This is a genomic window from Pyxidicoccus sp. M6, assembly GCF_055568925.1.
The window spans coordinates 5367298-5391220 of sequence record NZ_CM145714.1; the positions used below are offsets into that span (position 1 = coordinate 5367298).

Consider the following 23923-nt stretch of genomic DNA (forward strand, 5'->3'; position numbering starts at 1 on the left):
CTGCGGAGGAACGATGGCCCTCCGATTCACGCGCGGTGTGCTCTGGCTCCTCCCCTTGGCGCTCATGACGGTGGCCCATGCGGGCGTGCCGCCTGCGCGCGGCTCCCGCGTCATCGAAGGCGTCGCTGTCGCGAGCACGGGGCCGATGGCCTCGGTGAAGGTCCGTGCGACTCATGGAGTGCGCGTGGTCACCACCCGGACCGACGCGCACGGCCACTTCGTGCTCCGCGGCCTGTCCGACGGCTGGTGGACCGTGACTGCCTCCCGAGACTCCGAGGTGGGTGAGGTCCAGGTCGCGCCAGCGGCCGGAGACCCGAGCTTCGTGGTGCTGGAACTGGGCCTGCCCAGGACCGTGCGCGGTGTCGTGCGCTCCGAGTCGGGCCAGCCTGTTCTCGGAGCACGGGTCGAGGCGGGTCTTCAAGGCGTGGACGGCCTGCGGAACCCCCGCGAGTACCGGACCGCCAGCAAGGGACGGTTCGAGCTTGCGGTGCCAGGGTTCTCTCCCATCGCGGTCCAGGTGAGCGCTCCGGGGTACATCTCCCAGCGAGTCACCGAGGCGTCGGCCACCGGAGAGTGGGACGTGGTGCTCGAAAGCGCGGTGGAGCTGCGCGGCGTGGTGACAGACAGTCTCGGCACGCCGGTGAAGGGCGTCCGGGTCCGTCTCAAGCGGTACGGGCGGACGTCGTTCCCTGCATCCGCCTCTGGCCAGGACCCGCTCACCACCACGACGGACGGCGATGGGTCTTTCGCCATCGGCGGCCTTCCGCGAGGCCGGTACGCGTTCCTGCTCCAGTCGCGGGACCACGCCTCTCTCTCCGGCGACGTGGAGGTCCCCTCCGGCGAGGTCCGCTGGGCGCTCCCGGAGGGTGTCCGCGTCTCCACCACCGTCACCGGTCCGCGCGGTACGCCCGTGCCTGCCTCGGTGTCCTTCTCGGGGCCGCTGTCGGACCCGGACTCCTTCGCCGCGGAGCGGACCGTCGAGACCGGCGCCGCGGGCGGCACGGCTGTCGATGGCCTTGTCCCCGGGACCTACCAGGTGTCGGCGACCCTCCGGTCCGGTGAGGAAGAGCGGACCACGTCGCGCAGGGTCCTGGTCTCCACCCGCGAAGAGGTCCTGTCGTTGGACTTTCGCGGCCCTCACAGGCTTCGAGTCAGCGTCGTCGACACGCGAGGGCGCCCGGTGCGGGGGGGGAGGGTTTCACTCCGCCACGTAGAGGAGGAGCGGGCGGACTTCTCGGTGATGCGCCGGAGCGTCAATGGCCCCTTTGCCTTCGACAGCCTTCCCGACGGGGAGCTGACGGTGGTGGCCTTGAAGGATGGCTACGAGCCCCTCTCCACCACGGTCCGGGTCCCCGCTTCGGCACCGCTCCGTCTCGTGCTGAGGCGGCAGCGGAGTGTCCCCGTCACTGGCCGCGTGGTGGATGCGCGCGGCCGACCCATCCGCTCGTTCCGCGTGAATGGCGTCTCGAAGCGGCACGCGGGTGGCCGCTTCTCCGTGCCGGTGTTGCCGGGCGAGGAAGCGGTGGTGCTCCGCATCTCGGCTGATGGCTTCGCCCCCAGGCTGCTGACCGTTGACCCTCGTCAACCGATGTCGCGGAAGCTGGGGGCCGTCCGACTTGGCTCCGGAAGGACGCTCACCGGGCGCGTTGAGACTCCGGAAGGATGGGAGCTTGCCGGAGTGACGGTCCGGTGCCGGTGGCCCGGAGCACAGACACACCGGGACCCGAGTGCCTGCCACGGCGAGACGCTTCCTGATGGGAGCCTCTACCTTGCTCACGTGCCGGCGGAGCCGGTCCTGCTCGAGCTCGACCACCCTGATTGGCCACTGACGCGGCTCCTCATGCCTGAGGGCGTCACGCAGGCACGGGTACGGCTGCCCCAAGGGCTGACGGTGCGGGGCACCGTCAAGGACGCGCGCGGGCTGCCACTGGAGGACGGCGACGTACGCGTGGAGGTGCAGGGAGAGGCGCACCTGGCACCCATCCGTCCCGATGGGACGTACGTCATCCGGGTATCGCCCGGGCGCGGCTCCATCCAGGTCGTCAACCAACAGGGCAAGCCGGAGGCATTCGAGGGCGCCGAAGGACAGACAGCCCGGGTGGACCTGTTGGTGCAGAGCGACTCTTGACCTGCCAGGCCCCGTGCGAAACAGCGGGCGCATCGAGGTGGGGCTCCCCGACGGGATTCGAACCCGCAGACACGGCGATAGGAAACCCCAGGCAGGACACGCTGTTACCCGCTATCGCCTTGAGCTCACGTCGGGTCGTTGTGCCGCCCTATCTCGTTACGCCCCGTCTTGTGAGCCTCCCTCGGTTTTGTGGCTCTCCCAAGCAGGTGAGGAGGTGTGGAAGCAGGCTTGAGGGGGCTGGCGTACGTGAAGGAATCGGGAGGGGGGCGCGCGATTCTGGAGCACCTGAGCTTGCCGCTCGGCCCGGTCAGAACGTACACGGGCACTGGCCATACGTGCTCGCGGCCAGCTTCATCATCCGCTCATTGCCTGTTCCGGGGCATGCCGAGAAGGCATGCCGGGAAGGTTCCCGTCAGGGACCGATGACCGCCAGGGCACTGCGGTCGAAGTCGATGACCCGTCGGGCCACGTCGCGTACGTGCTCGGCCGTCACCTCGGAGACCCGCTGCGCATAGTGCTGGAAGTTCTCCTGGCCGACGCCGAGACACCCATCCATCGCCAGCATTGCGGCGCGAGACGCATTGCGCTGGAGCCCCAGTTCATGCACCCCGATGAGGTGCTGGCGCGCCCGCGCGAGCTCGTTCTCGCTCACCCGTTCGTCTCTCACCCGCTCGAGCTCGGAGCGGATGACTCCCAGCGCGGATGTCACCTTCTCCGGGCTGGTCCCGATGGAGACGGCGAAGCAGCCCGGGTCCACGCCTTCCACGCTGTGGCTGTTCACGCTGTAGGCCAGGGCGCGCTTGTCACGCAGCTCGCGAAACAGCCGCCCGCCCTGTCCCGCGAGCAGGGTGCTGAGCACCTTCAATGCGTGGCGCCACGAATCGGTCACCCGTGCCCCCTGGAATCCCAGCGCCAGATGGGTCAAGGCGCGCGCGAGCACCTGCCTGTGCTCGCGTGGCGACGTTGGAGGCGGCTCGGGCTCCACGGAGGGCGGCGGCGCCACCTCGCCCGGGGCATGACCAAACAGCTCGTGTGCCTGTGCCAGCACCTCTTCCGCGCGTACGTCTCCCACCACGCTCAGCACCATCTGCGCCGGCGCCATATAGGCCGCGTGCCAGGCGCGCAGCGCTTCGGGGCGCAGCCGTTCCACCACGGTTCGCGCCCCCGACATCAACAGCCGGTAGGGATGCGTGAGGTAGAGGGTGCTCGCGAGGGCATCGAACAGCCGCCCCTCGGGATTGCCGTCGCGAGCGCTCAGCTCCCTCAGCATGTTCTCGCGTTCGCGGGCCACCGCTCGCTCGGGAAACAACGGAGCGCGCAGGCAGTCCGCGAAGAGCCGAAGCGCAGGCTGGAAGTGGCGTGACAGGAACTCGCCGCGAAGCTCCACGAGGTTGCGCCCATGGGCGCCTTGAAGCGAGCCCGCCAGGGTGGTGACCTGCTGGGCAATCGACTCCGCGTCGCGAGTGGCCGTGCCACCGGTGAGGCCACGGCAGAGCAGTGCGGTGAGCCCATTCGTCTCCGAGGTCTCGTAACGCACGCCACCCGGGAAGGCCGCTCGCATCGCGACCAGCGGTACCGCGCGCGTTTCCTGCACCAACACCCGTGCCCCCGAAGCAAGACGCGCCTCCACCACCTCTCGTGCCGTCTCGGCCGTCCTTGGCGTCACGGGGCGGAGCCTCGGCTCCGGCTTCCCACGCATCGAGGCGGGTGGGCGCATCCGTGGAGCGCACTCGCGTGCGGCCTGCATCAGCAACGTCTCCGCCTTCGCGGCGGAGAAGTCGCAGCCCTCGGGGAGCAGCCCCGTGAGGATGGCCCGGTCGAAGCGCAGATAGCGCTCCGCCACCTCGTGGAGTCGCTCCGGCGTGAGCTGCGCGATGGCCGCCTGGTAGCGCGTCTCCGCCTCCCATCCGCCTCGCATGAACTGGTAGTAGCCCAGCCGCCGTGCCAGCTCCTGCACCTCCTCACGCTGTCGCACGGCCCGGGCTTCGAAGTGGGCCTGTAACAGCGTCAGCTCCTCAATGGGCACCGGCTCCGCGCGCAGACGGGCCAGCACCCGCAGTTCCTCCTCCACCGCCTCCACCAACGTGTCCGGCGTGAGCGTGAACCGGAGGGTGAAGAGGCCGGGGTCCAATGGCGTGTAGGCCGAAGACTCCAGCGCCCTGACGAGACCCCGTCTGCGTTTGCATTCACGGATGACCCGCGAGCGCTCCCCCAGTCCGGTCTGCAGCGCGAGCACGTCCAGCGCCGGCACGTCCGGATGCGAGATGTCGGGGATGGGGAAGGCCAGGTGCAGCCACGCCTCCTTCGCGTCATCTTCTCGCAGGCATACCCGTGGCGCGGTGTGCTCCGGCTCCGCGGGTCGCCGCACCGGCCCCGAGTAGGGCTGTCCCCAGTCGCCGCCGAAGAACGCGTCCACCCACGCTCGCAGTTGCGACTCGTCGAAATCGCCCGCGGCGCTGAGCACCAGATTCCGCGGGGTGTAGTGACGTGCATAGAACTCGAGCACCCGCTCCCGGGTGAAGGCGCGCACACTCGCGGCCGTGCCAATCACGGGGCGTCCGTAGGGGTGCTGCGCGTAGGCGGTGGCGAACAGCTGCCGCGAGGCGCGGCGCGCGGGAAGGTCGTCGTTGCGTTTGAGCTCCTCGCACACCACCTCGATTTCACGCGCCAGCTCGCCCGCGTCGAACGAGGAGCCACGCACCGCGTCCGCGAGGATGTCCAGCCCCAGTCGGGCGAACCGGCTGGCGATGACGACATGGAAGACGGTCTGGTCGTAGCTCGTCCAGGCGTTGATGCGCCCACCATGGGCCTCCACCGTCCGGGCAATGTCCCCCGGTGCCCGGCGCGCCGTGCCCTTGAAGAGCATGTGCTCGTGCAGGTGGGCCAGGCCCAGCTGGTCAGGGCGCTCGTCCGCGCTGCCAGCTCGGACCCAGACCTGGAACGCGACAGCGCGGGTGGTGTGCCGTGGCTCGAAGACGACGGTGAGCCCATTGTCCAGCGTGTAGGTTTGTGTTGTCAGGGGCCTAACCTCCCACCATGGCCTGGCGCTTGAGCACCAGGCGACGACGCCACGCGAGCCCCAGCGCCAGCGCGGCCCCCGATAGCAGCGCGAAGGCGAAGCTCACCGCGAAGGTCCGCGGGATGCCCAGCGACGCCCCGAGCGTTCCGCCCAGGAGCGCGCCCAGCATCGTCGAGACCTCGGGCATCAGGCTGATGACGGCCATGACACGGGCGAGGGCGTTGGAGGGCACCTGTCGGGGGACCGCCGCGAAGAGCGTGATGAGCAGCAGCGAGGCGCCGAAGCTGCCCAGCAATTCGTAGTTCAGACACGCCAGGAGCCCCAGCGCCCCGGGCCGAGCCAGCGGCAGCAGCGCGAACGAGCCGGTGAGCATGGCCACGGCCACCACGAGAGTCCGTTGCGCTCCCAGGCGCCGGTGGAAGGTTCCCACGAGGAGGCTGGCGATGATGCCCCCCACGGAGCCAATCCCCAGGATGGGGCCGATGAGCGAAGGCGACATGCCCAGGTGCTCGGACATGAAGAGGACCAGCAGCGCGGAGACCACGCCGTTGGCCAGGCAGAGGTACCCGACGATGCCGAGCCCCACGCCCAGCAGGGGCCGCTGGAGCAGCAGTGAGAAGCCCAGGGTGAGCCCCTTCAGGCTCGCCGTGTTCCTCGCCGGGACATGCCGCGGCTTCCTGGGGACACGCACGGCCATCGTCAGGATTGCGGCCACGATGAAGGAGGCCGCATCCACGAACAGCGCCACCGGCGCGGAGAGCACGGAGACCAGCACGCCCCCCAGGCTGCGCCCCGAGACGTCCGCCAGGTTCCGCGTCACGCCGAACCGGCCGTTGGCTTCGACCCACTGCCCGTCCCCCACCACCGCTGGGAGGACGGGGGCGGCGAACATCCCGCCAATGGCGCTGACCGACGTCAGGCAGAACGCCGTCCCCAGGAGCAGCCCGAAGTTCAGCAGGCCCATCCACCAGAGCACCGGAATGGCGGCGATGAGCAGGCTGCTCAGCAGGCTGCACGCCACCATGACGGGCACATGCCGCGAGCTCGCATCCGCCCACGCCGCGGCGGGAAGCCGCAGCAGTAGCGTCGGCGCAATCTCCACGGCCAGCAGCAGCCCCATCTGCTGGGGCGTGAGGTTCAGGAGGGTCACCGCGATGAGCGGCAGTGCCACCTTCGTCACCGCTGAACCCGTCAGGGAGACCGTCTGCGCCGCCCACAGCCGCAGGAAGGTGGCGTTGCGCCAGAGACCGGGCGGAGGGCCCTGGCTCATCCTGCCCGCTGTGTCCGGGCGGCGGCCTTCTCGCGCTCCGGCAGAGGACACACATCGCGCATCTCCTCGTCGCCGGTCAGTCCGCAGCAGTTGCCGTCGATGTCCTCGTTGAAGACCAGCCTGGGGTGTGGCACCTGCGAGGGTTCGAGCTTCAGCAGGTCCAGCGGCACCTGGTCATCATCTACCCACACATGGCCTCCTGGGGAGATGAGGTCCATGTGGATGGGCGAGTAATAGTCCATGACGTGGATGCTTTGGTTGTGCTGGCCAAAGCCAAGGTGCACACCCGGTTGGCGTTCGTTGAGGTGCGAGTTCATGGGGATGAAGTCACCCAGCCCGCCATTCGTTCCAAAGCCAACCTCGCCCACACGCCGGGAGTTGGGTTGGGCGAAGACCGCCTCCACCAGCCGGCTCACTTCCGGGCTGTCGCATTCATAGTCGACGGCATGGCCGTCCTTGATGCGGATGCGGATGGGGTTCCTGGACAGGCGCGCATCCACCTGGGTCAAGGCGTTGACGTTGAAGGCCCCGTCCGCGACCAGCACGCCGTCCACCGTGCTGGGAAACGTCGCCACCTCTCCAGCGGGCAGGATGACGAAGCTCCCGGGCCGCCACACGCCGCGGTTGCTGATCCACCGGTACCGCTGGGAGTCGAGCCCGATGCGCAGGTCGGTTCCCCCTGGCGTCTTCACCTTCAGCTCACGCGCTTTCATGAACCGGTCCAGCAGGCCGGCATTGATTTCCGACAGCGTCCCGGATTTGACGTTCAGCGCCTTGAGGAAGAAGTCCTGGGAGGCATTGATGATTCGGACCACCAGCCACTTGTCCAGGTCGTAGCGCGCCAGGGCGCCTCGGAAGACCTCCATGTGGGACATCGAGTCGCGCTCGACGGTGAGGATGACGAGCTTGCCCTGGAGGTGCTCGGGAGGCGGGAGGGCATCGTCCAGTCGCTGCGCGAAGGTTTCGTCCTTGAAGGGCCTGGGCCGCATCCCCAACAGGCGGGCCTCCATCCCACGCATCCGCAACGCCGTGGCAATCCATGCGGCGGACTCGCGACTCTCGGGCGTGTATGCCACGAGGACCTGGTCCTCCGGACTGAGCCGCGCATAATCGCCAAGCAGGACATCAATGCCGGCCCAGACTCGCTCGTCCACTTTGCTCATGTCGCGACTCCCCTGACGTGCTGCGGCAGCAGGTTGGGATTGCCCATGGTTCACTTCACGCCGAATACCCTGACCAGTCTTTACAGCCTGTCCCAGGCCCCAGCAGCGCCTGGGACAGCTGTCTGTGCAAGGTCCCGCGGTGGGACTGTCAGGTCAGCCCGGTGGTCCAAATCACCCACATGCCGATGGTGTGGTCGACGCTGGAGTCGCTCTGGTTGCAGGAGTCCAGTCCGGAATTTTCGAAGCCCGCTGGCTCCGCGCTCTGCATCTCCATCAGGGTCTGCGCAAGGATTTCATCACGCTCCGAATGTTCCATGTGCAACCTCCCGGTACGCCGGTCACGCCTGGATTGGCGCCCTCAATTGCTACCAGAATGCGCACCATGCGATAGATGTCCCGTCGTTTTAGGTGAAATTGTATTTGATTTCACACAGTGTCTTTGCTTGTGATTCCGTCAATCCCAGCAACCTGGCCTGCCTGCGCCGTTCATGACTGGACAGGGTGTCATGACGGTTTCAGGTGCCCGCCGTGTTTCATTTTTACGGACTCCTTGCTGTATGGGTTTCCCGTGACAGGGATTTCCGCATATGGCTCCGTGCCAATGCCCTGCGTATGGAGTCCGGCGGCGCAAGTCGCCGGCCAGGCGCAGTGTTGGCGCGCAGTGAGTGGCGCGTCTGGCAGACGCTCGTGCGGCGTCGGCCCGAATCGCTCCTGAGGGAGCGGGCCTGGTGCCTGTGCGAGGACAGACCGTGGAGTTCCGACACCTCTCCGCGCCCGCCTGGTCGGCGTTCCAATCCTGGCTGCTCGAGTTGCGCGGCGTTCCCATCGACGGGGGCGGATGCGCTCGAGTACAGGCTCCGTCTCGGTGGAGGCGCGGACAGGCGGCAGGCCCGTGATATGGAGTCCGCGGTCGTCCTCCACCATGTCCCTCGATTCCATCTCCGCGACGATTCCCCGGCCTGCTCCGCGTGCATTCCTTCTGGCCACCTGCGCCCTCTTCCTGGGCGTGGTGCTGTGGCATGCATGGCTCAGCGACGACGCCTACATCCTGCTGCGCTCGGTGGACCACTTGGTGCGAGGGTATGGCCTGCGGTGGAACGTGGTGGAGCGGGTGCAGTCCTTCACGTGCCCGCTGTGGACGCTGCTCGTCACGGCCCTCTATGCCGTCACGCGCGAGGAGTACTTCACCACGCTGGCCCTCTCCAGCGCGGTGTCGCTGGGGGCCGTCTTCCTGTGCCTGCGGGCGGCCCCCACGCGCACCCATGCGCTGCTCGCGGTGCTGGCGCTCACCGGCTCGCGTGCCTTCGTGGACTACTCCACCTCGGGGCTCGAGAATCCGCTGTCGCACCTGCTGCTGGGGAGCTTCTTCCTCGTCCTGGCGCGGCCGGAGGCAGGGGGGCGGTACCGGGTGGGGCTGCTGTCGCTGCTGGCGTCGCTGCTGCTCACCAACCGGATGGACCTGGCGCTGGTGGCCGGTCCCGCGCTGCTGTGGGAGGTGTGGCACGCGCGGAGCTGGCGGACCCTGGGGCTGCTGGTACTGGGGCAGGTGCCCTTCCTGGCGTGGGAGGTCTTCTCGGTCATCTATTTCGGCTTCCCCTTTCCCAACACGGCCTACGCCAAGCTCAACACGGGCGTGCCCTCGGGAGAGATGGCGCTCCAGGGCCTGAAATACCTGGACATCTCCACGCGCTTCGACCCGCTCACCTCACTGGTGCTGCTGGTGGGCCTGGGGGCGGCGGTGCGCTCGCGCAGGCCGGTGCTGGTGGCGGGGGCGGTGGGCGTCGTCCTGTACCTGGCTTATGTGGTGCGGGTGGGCGGCGACTTCATGGCGGGCCGCTTCTTCACCGCGCCGCTCTACGTGGCGGTGCTGCTGGGCCTGCTCGCGAAGCCCGCGCTGTCCCTCCGCACGGTGCGGGTGGCGCTCGGTGTGTTGCTGCTGTCGCAGGTGCCCGGCCCGCTGGGCACCGCCGTGGCCGAGGCCGCGGGCGTGAAGCCCCTGCGCTGGTACAACACACGTCAGCTGGAGCCCGAGGGCATCACCGACGAGCGTGCCGTCTACGCGGAGGGCGCCGGCCTTCGTCACTGGCGTCCGGGAAAGCAGTGGCCCGCGTACTATTTCTGCACGGAGGGGCTCGCGGACCTGGCCGCCCATCCCGAGGGTGCGGTGCTGCCGGCGCACAGCATCGGCATGAAGGGCTTCTGCGCCGGGCCCGCCTTCCACTACGTGGACATCTATGCCCTGACGGACCCGTTGCTGGCGCGCATGGTCCGCCCCCGGCGCTGGTGGCGCATCGGCCACTTCGACCGGGACATCCCCCCGGGCTACCTGGAGACGCTGCGCACCGGTCGCAACGTCGTGGAGGATCCAGCCGTCGCCCGGTACCTGGACACGCTGACCCTGGTGGTTCGCGGTCCTCTCTTCACCCGGGAGCGCTGGCGCGCCATCTGGGAGCTCAACCGCCAGCGCACCGTCCCGGCAGGCGCGTCCTCCATGGCGGAGGACTCCCGCACGCAAGCGCACTGAGCGCCACCCTCTTTTCCCGGTCGAGGGGGATGCCTGTGGTTTTCTGCCTCATCGGTTCCTGTGTCTTCGAAAGTGGATGAGGCACGCCTCGCGTGCCCACAACCTCACGGACGCGTCACCCGTGGATGTCTTCGAGGGTCAGAAGATGCCCTGGCCCGGCGTGAGGACGTGGTCCGGGTCGTAGCGCCGCTTCGCGTGATCGAAGCGTTCCCAGAAGGGATGGAAGTGGCGGCGCCAGTCAGCGGGGCTCATCGGAACGGCGTCGACCGGGTAGATCTTCCCGCCAATGGCGGTGAGCTGCTCGAAGATGGCGCGGTTCTTCTCCACGAGGGCGGCCACGTTCTCCGGCGTCGGCGGGATGGCGGTGCGTAGCAGCGAGAAGAGGTAGACGTGCCGGTCCGTGGGAGTGCGCAGGAAGGGCGTGGTCAGCTCGGCGGAGCGGATGGGGTAGAGGAGGATGGGCCCCTGTCCCATGTCGGCCTCGGTCGTCTGTGCGAGCACCTCCTGCACGAACGCCTCCGCGGACCGTGCGGGGACGAACATGTCCAGCCACGGGTGGGGGAAGTACCAGACGCCGAGCTGCTTGAGCAGCTCCACCAGCGGCGCGAGCCGGTTGACGAAGTCGAAGTAGCTGCTGTCCCGCACCTGCAGCGTCCCGGGCTGGAAGCCGAGCCCCGCGAGCAGCCTCGCGTCGTCCGGCTCCGCGCCAGGGGTGAAGTACTTCACCACCTCGAGCTGATACGCCCAGCCTCCATTGGAGGGGAGGGCGAAGCCTTCCACGTAGTCGAAGCGGGCGTCCTCGATGAGCCGCCGCTGGTCCTCCATGAAGCGGTGGAGGTCGTCGTACAGCGCGGTATAGGTCCGCGCGCTGGCAGGCACGTCGACGAGCCGCACCCGGGCTCGCACGATGATGCCGAACTGGCCCAGCCCCGAGCGCACGGCGTCGAACAGGGGCCGCTCGCGCCAGCGTGAGCACCGCACGAGCTCGCCCCGGCCCGTGACGACGTCCAGCTCCAGCACGTTGTCCACCTGGAGGCCCCAGCGGAACGCCTGCCCACCGATGCCTCCCGCCGACAGCGTCCCGCCGATGCTCAGCTCGATGTAGTCGGTGAGCACTGGAGGACTCCTGCCGGAGGGGAGCGTGGCCGCCAGGAGCTCGTGCCACCGGACGCCCGCGTCCACCCAGGCGCTGTCGTCACAGACCTCGTGGATGGTCGACAGCGTGGACATGTCGATGACGATGCCCGCCTCCACCTGGGACTGGCCGAAGGTGCTGTGGCTCTCGCCGAGGCCTCGCGCGGCGGCGATCTTCAAATCCTGGCGGCGCGCGAAGCGGACCATGGTCACGATGTCCTTCACCGAGCCGGGGACGAGCACGGCCCACGGCGTGCGGTGGCGGATGTGGCCGAAGTCCTCCGCGGCCGCGGTGCGCGACGCCGCGTCCATCAGCAGCTCGCCATCCAGCGGTGGCAGGGGCACCGCGCCGGGCTCTGGCGTGGAGGCCCAGCTCCGGCTCACGGGGTTGAATGCCGCTGCCACCAATGCCCCCTGGAGCAACGTCCGCCTGGAGAGACTTCGACTCGCCATGGAGATTCCCCCTCGATGTCAGGCATCCGGCAACGGCACGTCGCCGGCCGGGATGGACCTCATCCTGGGCCTGCCTACCGGAGCAGTTCCAGGACGGCGCGGGTGACTCCCACCATGTGTCCTGACCCGATTGTCTGGGTCCTCTCCGGCAGTCCGCTCGGAAACACTCCTCCTTCCGCGTCCTTGCCCCCCGGATGCGCATGTCGGGGTGGCCGCCCTCCGATGAGCAGGGACATGAGAGGGATTGGAAAGGGGGCGCGGCCTCAGCTCGCGGCGCGGAGGGGCGTGGCCGTGCCGCGGGTGGCCTCGTCCACCCGGTCCAGCCACGCGCTCAGCCGTTTGCGGCGCGCGACCTGGTCCGCCTGCCACGGCGTGAGCGGCGTGCGCAGGCTGTGCAGTTGGGCGAAGAGGGCCAGGTCCGCCACGCCGAGCCCGCCGGGGAGCCAGAATCCCTGCTCCGGAGCGCGCGCGTCGAGCTGGTCCAACTGTGCCTCGAACCGGCGCCAGCACGCCTCCGGGCCCGCGCGCCACACGTCACGCGCCACCAGCGACCGCACCACCTTGCGGCGGAGCAGCCCTGGCACCACCGCGCGCACTGGCGCCGGCATGGAGCCGAAGTATGCGGCGCGGCTGAATGGCCAGTTGCGCTCGTCCGCCCACCGGGCCGCCACGAGGAAGCCGTTGACGGCGGTGTCGGCCAGCTCCTCCCAGAGCAGGGCCTCCGGACTGGAGGCGATGCGCCCCGGCGCGAGCTGGATGATTCGGGCGAGGATGGCGGTGGAGTCCGGCACGGCCTCGCTACCCACCAGCAGCACGGGCACCTGCCCCGTGGGATTGTGGGCCCGGTGAGACGCCGGGTTTCCCGCGCAGCGCCGTGTGTAGGGCAGGCCCGCGTACTTCAGGGCGCGGTGCACCTTGAGGCAGAAGGGGGAATAACTCTCGACGTCGGGCAGCCCCGCGTCGGGCAGCTCGAGCAGGGTCAGGGACGGAAGTGCGTTCGTGCTCATGGAGCCAGAGTGTATCTGGCCAGGAATGCGCACGTGTCCGCGGTTCAGCGCCAGCGCCGGCGGGAACCCGCCCCAGGCGATGGGCTTCGCATGACGCCCGGCCATGGAAATGCCGAAGGGAGGGGAGGGGAGGGGCTGTGACACCGCTGCGGCGCGCACGGCGGCGGCCGCCTTTACGAGAGCGACTACCGGATGGGCCGAGGCGCAGCGCCCCCTCCCTAAGTATGGATTGTTGTTGATGAAACACGATTTACAGCTATTGACTTGCCGTTTGGCCCGGTGCACCTTGCAGTAAAGCGGGTCAACCGACCGGCCGGTAGGGGGGCCGTAGCAATCCACAGGGGACGCGTCTCCGGTGGCGCCACGTGTGACGTGGTGCCCTGGCCGTGGACGTCGTCGTGGCGACTACACCCGGCTGGGGCCCGGCACGGGTGTATGCGAATCAGTCGTGGTGTCTGGATTTGAAACCAAACACATAGCCAAGGAGACGTCATGCTCCCCCGTGATTCTGTCCGCTTCGTGGAATCCCCACACCGGTTTGCCCTGCGAGTCATTGCAGGGGTGGTGTTCGTCTTTCTGGGCCAGGTGAAGTTCTTCGCATCCATTCACCTGGGGACTGACGCCGTCGTCCTGCCTCGGGGGCCGGAAGGCTTCGCCATCTACCTCGGTGCCATTGGCGTGCCATTTCCGCTCTTCAATGCCTATATGGTGTGTTGGGTCGAGATGGTCTGCGGCATTCTCCTGATGCTGGCCGCCTTCCTGCCGCGCTCCCATTCCGTGCGCGTCACCCGCCTGACGGCCCTTCCTCTCATGGTGGACATGCTGGTGGCCTTCTTCACCGTGGGCCTGCCCAATGCGCTCGGCCACCCGGTGCGCGTGAATCACATCGCCGTCACGACCCAGGCCTGGCGGCTGCCGCTGGAGTTGGCCCTGCTGTTGATCACCATCTACCTGGTGCTCAATCCAATGCCCCGCTTTCAGGTCCAGGCATCAGGAGAGGCCCCCACCTGAGCAGCTGGGGTTCAGCCAGGGGCGGGGACACGTCACTGTCCGGCCTCGTCCGGTGGTGGGTGCCCTCATGGAAGAACGTCGACTCCAGGTGCTCCGCCGTGGCCTGTGGGTCGAAGTCCGGGGCGGCTTGCGCAGGGCGCCCACCGGAATCTCGTGTTCCTGCCCCTCTTTCAAAAAAAAGAATTGCGCACAATTCGATTGGACGCAATATTTCATGGCGACAGAGCCGCGCGAGCAGAAGGAGTCCACCATGTCGACGCCTGCCAGCCCGAACCCCTACGAGGTTCGCCCCTCCTCGAACGCAACGCGCGGCAACGTGCCGCTCTCCCTGCGCGGGGTGTAAGCGACGCTCGCTTGCTCCACGGTCGGACTCCTCGCCGAGGCGCTCGGGACGGCCACTTCCATTCGCATGTGATAGGGCGCGGTCATGAGCCTTCGAATCTCCGACCAACTCTGTTTCGCGCTCTACGCGGCCTCTCGCGCCGTGACCGCCACGTACGTGCCGCTCCTGGAGCCGCTGGGGCTCACGTATCCGCAATACATCGTGATGCTCGTCCTCTGGGAGAACGACGGGCTTTCCGTGAAGCGTATCGGTGAGGAGCTCACGCTCGACTCGGGCACGCTGACCCCGCTGCTCAAGCGGCTCGAAGCCCAGGGGCTCGTCACACGGCGCAGGAACAAGCAGGACGAGCGCATCGTCGAAATCTTCCTCACCGCGCAGGGCAAGAGCCTCAAACAGAAAGCGAAATCCGTGCCGGAGAAGCTCGTCTGCAGCGTCGGTGTCCCCGTCGATGAAATCATCAAGCTTCGCGAAGCGCTGCAGTCCCTGACGCGCGCCATCCACGCGCAGGGCGAGGGCCGTCGCGAGGACTGAGGGGCATCCGCTGCTCACGGTGTGCCGGCCCGCATCCACGAATTCCCCTTGGAGGATTCATGTCTCGAGACGCTGCCGTGGCACGCCCCAGTCTGCTGAAGACCCTTGCACGCATCTGGCTGGGAGCCTCCCTGCTCCTCGCGGGGGCGGGCCACCTCACGTGGGCCCGCACCGAGTTCCTGGCCCAGGTTCCGAAGTGGGTCCCCCTCGATGCGGACTTCGTCGTCCTTGCTTCGGGTGTGGTCGAGCTCGTGCTCGGCGCGGCGCTCCTCTTCGCGCGCCGCCTGCGCACGCAAGTCGGGTGGGTGGTGGCCGCGTTCTTCGTCGCCGTCTTTCCGGGCAACATCTCGCAGTACACCAACGGCATCAGCGCGTTCGGTCTCGACACCGACAGGGCGCGGTTCATCCGGCTCTTCTTCCAGCCCGTCCTCGTCGCCTGTGCCCTCTGGTCGACCGGCGCGTGGGCGGCCTATCGCGCGTCGAAGCGCCGCGGTGACGGCTCCACGGCTCCCGTGTCGCTCGACGGGCGTTGAGGCCCTTCACCGTGAGGGCTGCGGCCCGGTGCGCGGAGACTGAGGCGAGGGTTGCGTCCCGGGGCGCGGGCGGGTAACCCGGCGGCGTCCCAGCTCTTCGTGCTGACCGGCTCCGGAGGTCCACCTTGGTCGCTGCACCCGTCGTCCAGCCACGTCCCGCCGTCCTGGCCGACCGGTTCGCCCATACGCGGGCGCATGATGTGATGCTCGTGCTCGGAGCCGCCCTGTTCACCGCGCTCCTCTCGCAGCTCGCCGTCGCGGTGCCTGGCTCGCCCGTGCCCATCACCGGCCAGACGCTCGCGGTCATGCTCACCGCCGCGGCGCTCGGGCCGCTGCGCGGCATGCTCGGGCAGCTGGCCTATGTGCTGATGGGGGCGGTGGGACTGCCGTTCTTCTCTCGGGGCGCCAGTGGCTTCGAGCATGTCCTCGGGGCGACCGGCGGCTTCCTGGTGGGCTTCATTCCGGCGGCCTTCCTGGTGGGGCTGGCGGCGCGCCGCGGTCTGGACCGCTCCGCGTGGAAGGCCCTGCCACTCTTCGTGGCCGGACAGTTGGTCATCTTCGCCGTCGGTGTGCCCTGGCTCGCTGTCGTTGCCCGGCTCGAGGTCGCCACGGCCGTGCAGAAGGGGTTCCTGCCCTTCGTCCCGGGGGCGCTGGTCAAGGCCGCCATCGCCGCCACGCTGATGCCGCTCTGCTGGCGGCGCGGGCGTCCTCGCGAGGAATGACAGCCGACGCGGTTCGCGGGATGCGTTCAGGACTCGCCGGATGGGTGCGCCTCTTCACGTCGACTCCCTCCGCGTCGGGTACGCTCCGGGCATGACGATGGACCCATACGGGGCCTGGGCGTATCGCCCGGAGTCTCCTCTTCGCGGCGCGGCGGACGGGCCGTTGGCGGGACTGACGTTCAGCGCGAAGGACCTGTACGGCGTGCCGGGCTGGCCGCTCAGGGGCAGCTCGCGGGCGGTCCTGCCCGAAGTGGGGGACAGTCCTCTCGTGGCGCGACTCCTGGGGCTCGGGGCGACGCTCGTCGGCAAGACGCACCTGCATGAGGTGGCGCTGGGCATCACCGGCGCCAACGCCTTCGGCGGTACGCGCAACCCGCTGGACTCCACGCGTGTGGCCGGAGGCTCCAGTGGCGGGGCGGCCGTGAGCGTCGCGACGGGCGAGGTGGACTTCGCGCTCGGCACGGACACCGGTGGCAGCATCCGCGTGCCGGCCGCGTGGTGCGGCGTCGTGGGCTTCAAGCCCACGAAGGGCAGTGCCGCATGGCCCACCGACGGTGTGCTGCCGCTGAGCTTCACCTGCGACCACACTGGGCCGCTCGCGCGGGACGTGCGCGGGGTGGTGCGTGTCCACACCGCCCTGTCGGGCGAGGCCGTGGCACCCCGGGCGTGGACGGGCGTGCGGGTGGGCGTGTGGGACGTTCGTGCCTGGGTCACCCCGGAGGTCTGGGCCGTGGTGGAGGCAGAAGCGGCGCGGCTGGCGGGGCTGGGGGCGCGAATCACGCAGGTGGCCTTCCCCGACGTCATGGATGCGTACACCGCCATCGTGCTGAGCGAGGCGGCGGCCATCCATGCGCGCGCCCTGGCGAGCGAAGCGCCGGGCTTCATCGCCGCCACGGAAGCGAACCTGCGCGTGGGGGCGGCGCTGAGCCCCGCGGACGTGGCGGCCGCGCGCGCCAGGCGCGAGGCGTACCGCACGCGACTGGAGGCGCTGTTCGGCGAGGTGGACATGCTGCTCGGCCCCGCGGTGCCGGACGTGGCGCCACGGATGGACCAGGAAGAAGTCGCCGTCCTCGAAGGAGTGCTGCCGGTGCGGCGTGCGGTGCTGCGCATCACCGCGCCATGGAGCCTGCTGGGCGCGCCGACGCTGAGTCTCCCGCGTCCGCTCGGTGCGCTGTCGGTGGGCGTGCAGTGGGTCGCGCCGTGGGGACAGGACGCGGCCCTGCTCGGCTGGGGGCTTGGCTGAGGCTTCGTGCTCCCCGGACTGAAGCACGCCCGCGAGGGGCGAGCCCCCGAGTCATGAACAGACCCGGGGGCTGTCCCCGCGCCGGACTGGACAATCTCCCGGGTTGAAGCCGCTCCGGTTCCCTTTCATTTTTCCGCCCCCGGGCCCAAATCGCATCCGCGTCACCCACCTGAGCGCAAGCTGTGTTCCTGTACAAATGTCTGCCTTATTGCCTTTCTGGTTTTTCGGGACCTAGCATCTGCTTGCCTTTACAGGCGCTGCAATCCCTCACACAGGAGGTCCGCAGTGAAGAAGATGATCCTCGCGCTCCAGCAGCTCCCGACGAACCAGAAGGAGGAGTGTCTCCGCGACAGCACCAGCAGCCTCGGCTGCAGCTCGAACATCTGTAATGGCAATGGCTGAGCCTCACCTGCCCGTTCCCGAAGGCCTCGAGGCGCCCGTCCTCCTGGCATGAAGGGTGGGGAGTGGGTCACCTGCTTCGGCGGCTCGACAGCGCCGGGGCAGGTGGCCGAAGTCATCATCGCGTCGCGCCCCGGAGCCTCGCATGGAGGAGTTCGCGTCCTTCACCTACAGCGACCGAGAGTATTTCGAGTCGCTGGGCCGCTTCCCCATCACGACGACCTATTCGGACCTCCTCCGGTCGTGGCTTCCGGCGGACTGGAAGGTCTCCCGCTTCGATGTCTTTCTCCAGGCCCGCTCGGAGCGCACGGTCCTGAAGCCGCAGGGCTTCAAGGTCCACATCTCCTCGCCCGCGGCGGAGGCCCGGACGGTCCTCCAGCGGGTCGTCCCGGAGTGTGTCCGGGCGGAGGTGATGTTCAAGGTGGTCGCCGACCCCAGGCTGCTCCGCTTCCAGAACTCGAAGCGGTACTCGCGAGGGGGCTCGGGCAAGTTCGTCACCATCTATCCCCCGGACGAGGCGTCCTTCCTGCGGCTCATCGAAGCCCTCCACCAGGCCACGAAGGACTTGGAAGGCCCCTATATTCTTTCGGACAAGCAGTACCGGGACAGCAAGGTGGTCTTCTACCGGTACGGCGGCTTCCAGCGGATGTATCAACTGCTCACGGACGGGACACGGCAGACTCTCATCCTGAAGCCAGACGGCACGGGAGTCCCGGATGTGCGGACGCCGTACTTCCAACTTCCCGAGTGGGTGAAGGACCCGCTCCCGGATGAGCCGGAGCCGGAGGACGGCACCGGGCTGCTGGGAGGGCGCTACCAGGTGGTGGAGGCGCTCTCATTCACGAACACGGGCGGGGTCTATCGGGCCATCGATCAGCAGACAGGGCTCACCGTCTGCATCAAGGAGGCGCGGCCGCATACGGAGACGTGGCTGGGCGGGGAGCGGACGGTGGATGCCATTACCGCGCTCCAGCGGGAGCACGACAACCTCCAGCGTCTCCAGGGGCTGCCCTGTGTGCCGCGGCTCATCGAGCTGTTCCAGGCATGGGAGCACCGGTTCCTCGCCGTCTCGTTCGTGGAAGGGGTGCCGCTGGCCACGGTTCGGGTCAGCGAGGATTTCATCGTGCTGACCCACGTGGACGAGCCCGAGCGCGTCCTGCGCTTCTGCACCGCGTGGCGGGACCTGGCGCTCCGCCTGCTGGACGCGGTGGAGTCCATCCACTCGCGCGGCATGGTGGTAGGCGATATTTCTCCGGGCAATGTCCTGCTCAACCGGGACACGGGCGAGCTCACGCTCATCGACTTCGAGGGGGCCCTGGTTCGGGGAGAGGCCTCGGCCTTCTCTGCCCAGTGGTTCAACCCGGGCTTCCGCAGGCCGGACCGCCGCCGGGGGGACACACTGGAGCCCGCCGACGACTTCTATGCGTGCGGCATGCTCCTCTACAACCTCGTCTGTCCCATCCAGAACCTGTTCGAGCTGGACAAGGCGCACCCGCCGTTTCGCATCCTCGACCACTTCGTGGAGGCGGGGTTGCCTCCCCAGGTGCGGAGCATCATCCAGGCGCTGCTGGAGGGACGTGCCGATGACGCGCGCCACGAGGCGGCGTCCTGGACTCCCTCGCGGCGAAGGGTGCTCCCGAGCGAGGCCTCTCCACCCGTGGTGGCGGAGGCCGACCTGCTGAGCGACACGGTCCGCGGCCTCGCGCGGCACATGCTGGCGGTGATGGACCCGAGCCGGACGGACCGGCTCTTCCCGCCAGACCCCATGGCGTTCCAGACGAACGCGCTGAACCTGGCGCATGGCGCCTGTGGCACGGCGCTGTTCCTCCACGACGCGCTGGGCGAGCTCCCCCAGGCCGTCCGCGAGTGGTTGCTGGCGCAGCCCGTGGACGTCACCTCGTATGCGCCGGGGCTCTACTCGGGCATCGCGGGCGTCGCGTGGAGCTTCGCGGAGCTGGGGCTCCAGGCGCGGGGGCTGGAGCTCCTGGAAATGATTCCCAGGTCACCGCTGGCCTTCCAGGCCGTGGACATGTTCGACGGGGCCGCGGGCTGGGGGCTGGCCTCGCTGGCCTTCCACCAGCGGACGCGGGACGAGAAGTTCCTCGGGCTGGCGTGCAGGGCAGGGGAGCACCTGCTGGAGACCGCTGAGCGCTCGGAGGCCGGCCTCTGCTGGCGCCGGGAGGATGGCTCCGTCCCGCTCGGCTTCGCGCGCGGCGGGAGCGGCATGGCCTTCTTCCTGCTCTCCCTCTGGCGCGTCACGAACGAGGCCCGCTACCTGGAAGCGGCGCGGCGGGCCATGGACTTCGAGGTGGCGCAGGCGCAGGAACGGGACGGTGGGCTCGTCTGGGGTGTCACCGCCGGCGAACCGGGACACCGTCCCTACTGGCTGCGCGGGGGCGCGGGGGTGACCTCCTCGCTCATCCGGTTCTACGAGGTCCTGAAGGAGGAGCGTTACCTGTCGCTGGCGCACCAGGCGGCGCGTGGCTGCGCGGCGTTCTTCTCCGCGGCACCCCACCTCTTCGAGGGGCTCGCCTCCATGGGCGAGACGCTGCTGGACATGTACCGGGTGACGGGGGAGTCCCGGTACCTGGAGCAGGCGCGCAGGAAGGCGATGCAGTCGCTGTTGTTCCGAATCGACAGGCCCCAGGGCGTGGCGTTTCCGGGCCGCTACCTCCAGCGCATCAGTCACGACTATGGGCTGGGCGGCGCGGGCATCGGGCTGTTCCTGCACCGGGTGGCGACGCGGGGGAGACGGAGGTTCCACGACCTCGACCTCCGCGTTGGCGACGCCAGTTGATTCAGGGCCGCGCCCCCGCCACTGCCTCCACCGCAGTGTCTTCTACGCACGGCCGCGCTCCGAAGCGGCCGTGCCTGGCCCACGTCTCCTGCGGAATCGCGAGTCAATCCAAGCACTTCGCCCCATGTGAACGAAGGTGATTGTCTGTCGCAGGCGGCCGCCGGAAAACTGACAGGAAACCATAAATACCCACATCCCGATAACACCTGCATCCCCCCGCAGATGCAGGAGCGTCGCCATGCGCATCGATGACACTCGCAAGACGCAGTCGGTTCAGAAGGCCCCGCCTCCGCCCCCGCCCGCTGCTCCCCCGAAGCCAGCGGCGGCGCCGAAGCAGGCCGCTCCGAAGGACACCTTCGCGGCTGCGGGCGCGGCTGGGGGAGCCAAGGGGAAGGTCGAGCTGAAGCCCAACGGTCAGGCCACCCCGGTGAAGGCGCCGGCGCAGAGCTCGCCCCTCGAGGCGCTGAAGAAGTTCCCCAGCGAGCTGGGCACCTTCGTGGCGGGTGAGCAGATGGTGGCGGCGAAGCTGGCCAAGGGCGACACCGTGGGCGCGCTGAAGACGGCGCTCAACTCGGACGGCGACACCCTGTCGGTGAAGCTCGGCGGCCAGGGCAGCCTCGGCGAGGGCGTGAATGCCGGCGTCGGCGCCAGCGGTGAGGCGAAGATTACGCGCGTCAAGGACCCCGCGACGGGCAAGGAGCAGTACGAAGTCACCCTCACCGCCGAGGGCAAGGTCACCGGCGGCGCGGAAATCGACCAGGGCAACGAGCTCAACGCCGAGGCCGCCGCGAGCATCAGCCCCAAGTTCAAGTTCGACACGCCCGAGGAGGCCGCGCGCGCCGTCGAGACGCTGTCGCGCGTCGCCGCGGATGCCAAGGGCACCCTGACGCAGGCGGTGGTGGACGGCGTCGCCGGGAAGGTGGCGGACACGGCCCGCGGCGTGGAGGACAAGGCCAAGAAGAACCTCCCGGGGCCGCTGGGCAAGGTGGTGGCCTGGGGCGCCGACAAGGTGGGCGACGCGGCCGAGAAGGTGGACGGCTCCTCGAAGGCCGCCGAGGACCTCAAGTTCCTCCAGGACCACCTGAGCGGCGTCACCGTGAAGGGCTCCTCGGCGCTGGAGCTGTCCGCCAAGCTGGGCCTGCCGGGCGCGGACCTGGAGGGCTCCGGCCTGAAGGGCGTGGCCAAGGGCAAGGTGGAGCATGGCCTGGAAATCTCCTTCACCCACCCGCCCACGGCCACCGTCACCAGCTCCGCGCAGCTCGAGGGCAAGCTGAAGGGCGGCACGGGCGTCGGCGTCGCCGGCAGCGCCGAGGGCAAGGCCACCGCCACCGTGTCGAACAAGTTCGAGCTGAAGGGCGACCTCAACCCGCTGAAGCTGCTCAAGGGCGAGGCCCCCCACCTCGACGTGAAGCGGACGGAGTCCAAGGTCTCCTTCGAGGTCGACGCGAAGGCCACGGGCGGTGTCACCGCCGGCGGCGTGACCGCGGAGGTCGGCGGCGGCGGCAAGCTGAAGCTGACCGTGGACGCCAAGGACCTCGCCAAGGATGGCCTCGCGGCGAAGATTGCCCGGAGCGCCGCCGACGGCGACGTGGAGGGCGTACTCACCAACCTGGGCAACGTGCCCGTGGAGGTGGATGCCCAGCTCTACGGCACCAAGACGCTGAAGGGCGAGTGGGGCCTCAGCGAGGCCGGCAACGGCGGCAAGATCGAGGCCGAGGCCAGGTGGGAGGACGTGCTCCTACGGGACAAGGGCCGCAAGGTCACCGGCAACCAGTTGCTGCGGGACACGTCCCCGGTCGTCCGCGCCCTGGTCGCGGATGGAGTCCTCCAGCAGCAGGTGCGCGACGAGTCCCGCCGGTACATCGCCGCCTGAGCGCCCTCCCGGCCGCCGCGCTGAGGCGCGGAGGCCATGCGCCGGGGCACGCGTCAGTCGTGATGGACGCGTGCGCCACCGTCCAGTGGCGGTGTCTTTCTAACGAAGACGCAGCTCGTGATTTCGGGCTGCGGCAATCCCGTTGTTCTTCCTACTTCGTCCCACGCTCTCCCCCCCAGAGTCCCCCATGTTCAACCCCATCAATCGCTTCGTGAACAACACCCTCCTGCGCCCGTTCAAGGACGCGCCGCGCCCGGAGCCCAAGCCCACCCCTGGGGCCTCGCCCTCGCCGCGCCCCGTGGACAGCTTCGAGCCTCCCAAGACGCGCCCCACGCCCTCCCCGAGCCCGGGCAAGGCGCCTCCGGGCTACGGCACCGGGACGGCTCCCAAGGGCCCGGCGCCCCTGACGCCGCCGTCCACCGACCCGACCAACCCGACGCCGGAGATGCAAGTCCGTCCGGCGAAGTCGGACCGCTACAACGACCGTCCCGCCGGCGCGGACATCGACACCATCGTCCTCCACCACACCGCCGATGGCTCCGACAGGAGCAGCCTCGAGACGCTCACCGGCGAGGGGGGCGGCCTCGTTGGCCAGGCCAAGCAGTGGCTCAAGGAGAAGCTCAACGGCGGCAAGGTCAGCGCCCACTACATGATTGGCAAGGACGGCACCATCTACCAGCTCGTCGGCGACCAGAAGCGCGCCTGGCACGCCGGTGATGGCTCGCTGCATGGCGACGGCAAGGACGTGAACGACCGCTCCATCGGCATCGAGATCGTCAATGAGGGCGATGGCAAGGACGGCTACACCGAGGCCCAGTACAAGGCGCTCGAGAAGCTCGTGCCCTACCTCTCCAAGCGCTACGACGTCCCCACCGGGAACGTCGTGGGCCACAAGGAGACCAATCCCCAGAAGAAGGACCCGTCGGAGAACTTCGACTTCGACCGCATCCTCCGCGCCACCGAGAAGAAGGTGCAGTGACCCTCGCGGCTCCCGTCTCGACTCCGTGACGGGAGCCACGCGCGGCGCGGGTCCCAGGATGACGGTCGCCACCCGCGGAGGTCATCGCGGGTGGCGAGGGGCCGCGCTCAGGTGGGCAGGCCGTTGTGCTGCCGGGCCAGGGGCGACAGCAGCTCGAAGACGCGGGAGGCGGGCAGCGTCTGTCCCGCCTCGAGGCCCGCGGCCGCGAAGTCGGTGATGGGCGTCAGCTGTAGACCGGTCGCATCGCGATGGGCGATGAACTCGATATTGAGCGCCGGCACTCGCACGAGCAGCGTCGGTCCGACAGGGCCGCCAGCGGTGTTCACGACCCGCCCGCGGATGCGCTCCATCGCCTGCACATGGGCGGGTCCGGCGAAGCCGCGCGCGCTCCAGACCCCATCCACCTTGCTCACCACCATCTCACCGTGCACCTTGCCGGCGACCTGGAGCGGGTACACCACCGTCAACATGTCGTGCAGCAGCTGCGCGGGATCAGAAGCGGACCCAGGCTGGTATTTCCGCAGCTCGTCGAGCCGCACCATGCTCACCACGTATGGTTCGCCGAGCGCGGCCTTGTCCATCTGAGCGGAGTCCGGCATCCCCGCCAGCCGTGGCCCGGTCTGCCCTCCCAGCTCCTTCAAGGCCCGCACCGAGGCGGCCTGCGCTGCTGGCTCCACGACAATGGAAGCCAGCTTCTCCCCGGCGAAAGCCGCCGTCCCAATGAGCATCATCCACACGCTGAACGAAACCAGGATCTTGCAACGCATCTTGTGCTCCTTCTCGTCTTGATTTGA

17 protein-coding genes are annotated in these 23923 nt (G+C 68.9%); 10 read left to right on the forward strand and 7 right to left on the reverse strand.

The window, feature by feature from the left end; genetic code table 11:
- Positions 1-13: 13 nt before the first annotated feature.
- Positions 14-2128: an MSCRAMM family protein gene (locus tag ACVTJA_RS21460; RefSeq protein WP_465838772.1), complete on the forward strand. Its 2115-nt coding sequence runs from the start codon at positions 14-16 to the stop codon at positions 2126-2128.
- 412 nt (positions 2129-2540) lie between these two features.
- On the opposite strand, the gene ACVTJA_RS21465 is transcribed toward ACVTJA_RS21460, so the two are convergent.
- From ACVTJA_RS21465 to ACVTJA_RS21480, 4 genes are all read right to left on the reverse strand, one after another.
- A complete protein-coding gene (locus tag ACVTJA_RS21465) occupies positions 2541-5147 on the reverse strand; it encodes a M16 family metallopeptidase (protein WP_465840473.1) in 2607 nt (868 codons plus the stop codon).
- A 4-nt stretch (positions 5148-5151) separates the two neighbouring features.
- A complete protein-coding gene (locus ACVTJA_RS21470; protein ID WP_465838773.1) occupies positions 5152-6417 on the reverse strand; it encodes an MFS transporter in 1266 nt (421 codons plus the stop codon).
- Positions 6414-7580 carry a 2,5-dihydroxypyridine 5,6-dioxygenase NicX family protein gene (locus ACVTJA_RS21475; RefSeq protein WP_465838774.1) on the reverse strand — a complete coding sequence of 389 codons (1167 nt, stop codon included), beginning with the start codon at positions 7578-7580 and terminating at the stop codon, positions 6414-6416. Before ACVTJA_RS21475 ends, ACVTJA_RS21470 begins: the two co-directional genes overlap by 4 nt.
- 148 nt (positions 7581-7728) lie before the next feature.
- On the reverse strand, positions 7729-7896 hold the full coding sequence (locus ACVTJA_RS21480) for a hypothetical protein (protein ID WP_465838776.1): 168 nt from the start codon (positions 7894-7896) through the stop codon (positions 7729-7731).
- A 606-nt stretch (positions 7897-8502) separates the two neighbouring features.
- Between ACVTJA_RS21480 and ACVTJA_RS21485 the strand changes: the two genes are divergently transcribed.
- Positions 8503-10104, forward strand: coding sequence for a hypothetical protein (locus ACVTJA_RS21485; RefSeq protein WP_465838778.1), 1602 nt, complete (start codon positions 8503-8505; stop codon positions 10102-10104).
- A 138-nt stretch (positions 10105-10242) separates the two neighbouring features.
- Here ACVTJA_RS21485 and ACVTJA_RS21490 read toward each other — a convergent pair whose 3' ends face one another.
- Both ACVTJA_RS21490 and ACVTJA_RS21495 read right to left on the reverse strand, forming a co-directional pair.
- Positions 10243-11643 (reverse strand): FAD-binding protein, encoded by a 1401-nt coding sequence (locus ACVTJA_RS21490; protein WP_465838780.1) that lies wholly within the window; start codon positions 11641-11643, stop codon positions 10243-10245.
- A gap of 311 nt (positions 11644-11954) precedes the next feature.
- Positions 11955-12698, reverse strand: coding sequence for a glutathione S-transferase family protein (locus ACVTJA_RS21495; protein WP_465838782.1), 744 nt, complete (start codon positions 12696-12698; stop codon positions 11955-11957).
- 492 nt (positions 12699-13190) lie between these two features.
- On the opposite strand from ACVTJA_RS21495, the gene ACVTJA_RS21500 reads away from it, so the two are divergent.
- From ACVTJA_RS21500 to ACVTJA_RS21535, 8 genes are all read left to right on the forward strand, one after another.
- Positions 13191-13709, forward strand: a complete 519-nt coding sequence (locus tag ACVTJA_RS21500) for a DoxX family protein (protein ID WP_465838783.1) — start codon at positions 13191-13193, stop codon at positions 13707-13709.
- Positions 13710-14136: 427 nt separating this feature from the next.
- On the forward strand, positions 14137-14583 hold the full coding sequence (locus ACVTJA_RS21505; protein WP_465838785.1) for a MarR family winged helix-turn-helix transcriptional regulator: 447 nt from the start codon (positions 14137-14139) through the stop codon (positions 14581-14583).
- A 59-nt stretch (positions 14584-14642) separates the two neighbouring features.
- On the forward strand, positions 14643-15116 hold the full coding sequence (locus ACVTJA_RS21510) for a DoxX family protein (protein WP_465838787.1): 474 nt from the start codon (positions 14643-14645) through the stop codon (positions 15114-15116).
- Positions 15117-15241: 125 nt separating this feature from the next.
- Entirely contained in the window at positions 15242-15838 is a 597-nt protein-coding gene (locus tag ACVTJA_RS21515; RefSeq protein ID WP_465838789.1) for a biotin transporter BioY, read from the forward strand.
- Positions 15839-15929: 91 nt separating this feature from the next.
- Positions 15930-17081, forward strand: coding sequence for an amidase (locus ACVTJA_RS21520; protein ID WP_465838790.1), 1152 nt, complete (start codon positions 15930-15932; stop codon positions 17079-17081).
- Positions 17082-17625: 544 nt separating this feature from the next.
- Positions 17626-20277 (forward strand): class III lanthionine synthetase LanKC, encoded by a 2652-nt coding sequence (gene lanKC, locus ACVTJA_RS21525; RefSeq protein ID WP_465838791.1) that lies wholly within the window; start codon positions 17626-17628, stop codon positions 20275-20277.
- Between the two features lie 238 nt (positions 20278-20515).
- Positions 20516-22150 carry a hypothetical protein gene (locus ACVTJA_RS21530; RefSeq protein WP_465838793.1) on the forward strand — a complete coding sequence of 545 codons (1635 nt, stop codon included), beginning with the start codon at positions 20516-20518 and terminating at the stop codon, positions 22148-22150.
- A gap of 187 nt (positions 22151-22337) precedes the next feature.
- The gene (locus tag ACVTJA_RS21535; RefSeq protein WP_465838794.1) at positions 22338-23129 is read left to right on the forward strand and encodes an N-acetylmuramoyl-L-alanine amidase; all 792 of its coding nucleotides are present in this window, start codon (positions 22338-22340) and stop codon (positions 23127-23129) included.
- 107 nt (positions 23130-23236) lie between these two features.
- On the opposite strand, the gene ACVTJA_RS21540 is transcribed toward ACVTJA_RS21535, so the two are convergent.
- Positions 23237-23896 (reverse strand): hypothetical protein, encoded by a 660-nt coding sequence (locus tag ACVTJA_RS21540; protein ID WP_465838796.1) that lies wholly within the window; start codon positions 23894-23896, stop codon positions 23237-23239.
- Between the last annotated feature and the right edge of the window lie 27 nt (positions 23897-23923).

Coding starts and splice junctions, on each gene's coding strand:
- ACVTJA_RS21540 (WP_465838796.1), bottom strand. CDS start 23,896: ATGCGTTGCAAGATCCTGGTTTCGTTCAGCGTGTGGATGATGCTCATT.
- lanKC (WP_465838791.1), top strand. CDS start 17,626: ATGGAGGAGTTCGCGTCCTTCACCTACAGCGACCGAGAGTATTTCGAG.
- ACVTJA_RS21460 (WP_465838772.1), top strand. CDS start 14: ATGGCCCTCCGATTCACGCGCGGTGTGCTCTGGCTCCTCCCCTTGGCG.
- ACVTJA_RS21470 (WP_465838773.1), bottom strand. CDS start 6,417: ATGAGCCAGGGCCCTCCGCCCGGTCTCTGGCGCAACGCCACCTTCCTG.
- ACVTJA_RS21500 (WP_465838783.1), top strand. CDS start 13,191: ATGCTCCCCCGTGATTCTGTCCGCTTCGTGGAATCCCCACACCGGTTT.
- ACVTJA_RS21510 (WP_465838787.1), top strand. CDS start 14,643: ATGTCTCGAGACGCTGCCGTGGCACGCCCCAGTCTGCTGAAGACCCTT.
- ACVTJA_RS21485 (WP_465838778.1), top strand. CDS start 8,503: ATGTCCCTCGATTCCATCTCCGCGACGATTCCCCGGCCTGCTCCGCGT.
- ACVTJA_RS21480 (WP_465838776.1), bottom strand. CDS start 7,896: ATGGAACATTCGGAGCGTGATGAAATCCTTGCGCAGACCCTGATGGAG.
- ACVTJA_RS21530 (WP_465838793.1), top strand. CDS start 20,516: ATGCGCATCGATGACACTCGCAAGACGCAGTCGGTTCAGAAGGCCCCG.
- ACVTJA_RS21535 (WP_465838794.1), top strand. CDS start 22,338: ATGTTCAACCCCATCAATCGCTTCGTGAACAACACCCTCCTGCGCCCG.
- ACVTJA_RS21505 (WP_465838785.1), top strand. CDS start 14,137: ATGAGCCTTCGAATCTCCGACCAACTCTGTTTCGCGCTCTACGCGGCC.
- ACVTJA_RS21520 (WP_465838790.1), top strand. CDS start 15,930: ATGACGATGGACCCATACGGGGCCTGGGCGTATCGCCCGGAGTCTCCT.
- ACVTJA_RS21495 (WP_465838782.1), bottom strand. CDS start 12,698: ATGAGCACGAACGCACTTCCGTCCCTGACCCTGCTCGAGCTGCCCGAC.
- ACVTJA_RS21475 (WP_465838774.1), bottom strand. CDS start 7,580: ATGAGCAAAGTGGACGAGCGAGTCTGGGCCGGCATTGATGTCCTGCTT.